2 protein-coding genes and 1 pseudogene are annotated in these 3,894 nt (G+C 36.8%); all 3 read right to left on the minus strand.

Features of this window, described 5'->3' with window-relative positions; all coding sequences use genetic code 11:
* Positions 1 to 1,197: pseudogene (locus tag HMPREF9333_RS10735) on the minus strand (CHAP domain-containing protein); the annotation flags it as partial.
* Positions 1,198 to 1,200: 3 nt separating this feature from the next.
* Positions 1,201 to 3,630 (minus strand): VirB4-like conjugal transfer ATPase, CD1110 family, encoded by a 2,430-nt coding sequence (locus HMPREF9333_RS10740; RefSeq protein ID WP_040882988.1) that lies wholly within the window; start codon positions 3,628 to 3,630, stop codon positions 1,201 to 1,203.
* The coding region (locus HMPREF9333_RS10745; RefSeq protein ID WP_005542005.1) for a PrgI family protein at positions 3,542 to 3,894 on the minus strand (353 nt) is incomplete at its 5' end. The genes HMPREF9333_RS10740 and HMPREF9333_RS10745, both read right to left, overlap by 89 nt.

A 3,894-nucleotide genomic window follows, 5' to 3' on the forward strand; every position in this document is an offset into this window, starting at 1 on the left:
GCTTGTTGTAAGCACAGAGCTTGTAGAGTTCATAAAGCCTGTCATTCCCGTTCCTGCAAAGTTAATCACAAAAGTCCCTAAGATAATGATACCTATGAAAATAAGCATTAGTCCTTTTGCTTTTCGGATAATCATATCCTTTGAGCTTTTCAGTGTTCCGATAAGTCCCTCTTTAATTCGATCTCTAAGCCTTGACTTATTCTCACGAGAAATTGCTGCCTTTACCTGATTTTTCTTTTGAAATCTTTTATATGCACTTGCTCTTTTATACTCATCCGTCTTTTTCAGTTCCTTTTTGGCATCACGAAATTCCAACTTTGACTTACGCTTTCTGATTTTATAGTCCTTATTTGTAAGGTCATAGCCTCTTTTAGCTCTTTTCTTATCAGAATACTTCTTTATGCCATGAATGAGTTTGGAGCTTGTATCTGCTGTCTTTTCTCCTGCTTCTACCCCTTGATTTTCATCACTTCCATGAGATAAGTAATCTCTTACAGTTTCACTTCCTTTGGCAAGTCCTGAAAGGGCAGATACCTTTACCATATCTTTTTTTAGCTTTTTCTTTTGGTCTTTTGATAGGCTGCTATGAACTTTTTCGCTGACAGCATCTTTTCCCGCCTTTTTATCTTCAGTCTTATTTTCCTTTAACACATCATCATTTTTCCTTGTATAAAGGTTTTCGGTATAGTTTTTTCTCTTATAATTTTTCTTTTGAGCTTTTTGGCTTTTTGAGAAGCTATTTGTATTTTCTGCTTTATAATGAAGATTATCCTCGACATCATAGGTTGACTCAAAATAATCGCTATCCCTAAAGTCATTGTCGTATCTGTCTATAATCCCATCATTATCAAGGTCTTTTCCTAAAGGATCATAGATTTTTCCATCCTTAACCTCCGTAATATAATCTGATCTTCTCGTTTCAATTGCAGAATTTACGTCTCCCTTATCTGAAGCTCTATATTTTTCGTTTCTCTTGGATGTTCCATAAGACTTTTCATTATCAGCACTTACCTTACTTGTTTTTTCATGCACTTTATCCTGAAACCGTTCTTTCTCATGAACGATTTTACCTCTGTAATCATCGTTATGTTTTAACTTACTTTCTTCAGGTATCGTATCTGTTTTACTATGAAACATCTCTCTTTCAAGGCTTGCCTTATGTCTTTCCTTAAAATCCTTTTTCAGCTTCTTTCCCATAGGCTACCTCACTTCTTCCGGCTTGGTAGTCATCTTCTGATAAAGAATCGTATCTTTCGGAAACTTATCAAGGAAAGGAACAATGGTATTTCCAAAGAAAAGTAGTCCCTCACCTTCATTTGAATTAGTAACATATCTGAGCTGTGGAAGTGAGATTTTAAGTTTTCTTGCAAGTATCTCTCTATCTCCCGAAGCCTGATTTAGCATTAAGACAAAGTCCGTATTATCAAAGATATTTTCTATCTCCTTACTCATAAGTAGGTCTTTGACATTTTGCGTGATACCTGTCGGGATACCTCCCCATTTACGAAATCTTTTCCAAATCTCTACGGAATACGATGCTGTCTGCTCATCTTTTAAAAGCAAATGGAACTCGTCGATATAGTACCTTGTCGCTTTGTTTCCTCTGTTTTGTGACACCTTATTCCACACCTGATCCTGAATAACAAGCATTCCTATTTTCTTTAGCTGACTTCCAAGTTCTTTAATATCAAAGCAAAGGAGCTTCTTATTCAAATCCACATTTGACCTGTGATTAAAGACATTAAGAGAACCTGATACATAGATTTCCATCTCTGTTGCCAGCTTCTTACCAACCTTTTCTTCCTGTCCTTTTAACATATCGTATAGGTCTTGCAGTATTGGCATATTACAAGGCTCCGGGTTTTCAAAATACTTTTCATAAATTTTAGGCAGGCACCTATCTATAACGGACTTTTCTTCTGCTGTAAGACCACTACCACCTACTACAAGCTCAAGCATACTCATGATAAAGTTTGCCTTGTCTTTCAGCGGTGCATCCCCATCCCCGTAGTTCATGTTTATATCAAGGGGATTCAGGTAATCCTTTGACTTACTGCTGACCTTAATGACTTCTCCCTTAAACTGCCTTACGAGGTTTCCATACTCTCCTTCCGGATCGCAGATAATCACATCATCATCCGTTACTAAAATCGCATTTGCCATTTCTCTTTTGGCACTAAAGGATTTACCACTGCCCGGAGTTCCGAGGATTAGACCGTTTGGGTTCTTTAATTTCTTTCTATCTGCCATAATCAGGTTATGGCTTAGGGCATTTAGTCCGTAGTAAAGACTATTACTTGAATTGATAAAAAGCTCCTCTGTGGTAAATGGCATAAATACTGCCGTTGATGAGCTTGTCAATCCTCTATCTATCTCAATCTTATTTACACCAAGAGGCAGCATGCTCACTAAACCTTGTTCCTGAGAATGGTCAAGTCTTTTCAGCTTACAGTTATGCTTGTTTGCAATAGAGCTTATCTGAGCAATTGTGTTATCGAGCTTTTGCACTGTCCTTGCAAAGTTCATAAAGACAATACTTACCACAAACATTCTCTCATCTCTTGTCTGCAAGTCTTTTAATAGGCTCTTTACATCCTCACCATAGGTGATTAAATCACTTGGAAGAATGTCCATGTCATATCCTGACCTTACAGCCTTTTTGTTTTCTTCAATCCTCATCTTATCAATATCAGTGTTTTTTCGTTTTACCATCTTAATGGCTTCCGATTGGTCGATTGCCCTAATATGAAAGGAAATATTGATGTTATCGTCAATATCCAAAAACTCGGATAACATCCTATCTGAAAGCTCACTGGCAAGGATTTGAAAATGACTTGTTGCTCCGATGAATTTGCCGAACTTAAAGTATCTACTCGGTGTAAAGTTAAACTCATCAGGCACAATATATGTCTTTGTGCTTTCCCTTTTCTTTAGGTCTTTGTAGGAAAATTCAAATGTTTTATTTGGATTTAAAACATCATGAAGTATCTTTAGCCTTTCTTCTCCGTTTAGGCTTTCTGCTCTCACACCCATGCTCTTTAGATTAGATAATATATCTATCTCCAGTCTTTCAAGTTTTGATGTTGCCTGCTCTAAATTATCCGCTTCCACTGTAAAGGTTACATACTTTGATTTTTTAAGTCCGTTATTTCCCTTTACAATCTGGCTTTTAAGCATCTCTCTAAATTCAAAGCGTATATCATCAAAACCGTCCTTTTTATCCGGTATCTGAATTGCCGACTTCATTTCTTCGTTTCGTCCGAGCTGATTGATATATGAAAACTCAATGCTGATGCTCGGATCAAAGGAATTTAGGAAGTTTGCAAACTGATTAAAAATCAAGTCCCTATCTTCATCTAAGGCAAGCTGATAGTTAATGTCCTGAAAGGCTATACTTTTACTGAAGTGCCTTTCATCAAGCTGGCATATTCCGCTTTTTAAAAGCCTTAGATAGGGAATGGTATCTTCTACCGTATATCTTTTCGGTTCTTTCTTAAAGATAAGGTCAAGGATTCCTCCCTTATCTTTTTTTGACTTGCAATTACTTTTCTTTAAGTCCCGCTTTTGACTTCTCAATGCCTTTTCGTTTTGCATGAGTTTTATTTGCTGAATTTTTCTTTTCTTGTTCAAGGTAAACCTCCTTTCTCACTCTCTTTTTTGGCTGATAAAACTTATGAAGGTAGATGTGCTTAAAATATTTCTCAAAGGTCAGTCCGTCCTTTTCAAATAGTGTGATGAAAAAGATAGGAAGCGTGGACACGATAAGGAATATGACAGCTATGTCATTTGGCACAAACTTCCTCATAAATAAATAGACTGGTATTCCAACCAGTCCTGCAAGTGTGAAGCCTATGAGCTGCCTTTTCGTTAGGTTAAAAGCAACCTTTGTCTTTA

Source organism: Johnsonella ignava ATCC 51276, assembly GCF_000235445.1.
Taxonomy (GTDB): domain Bacteria; phylum Bacillota; class Clostridia; order Lachnospirales; family Lachnospiraceae; genus Johnsonella; species Johnsonella ignava.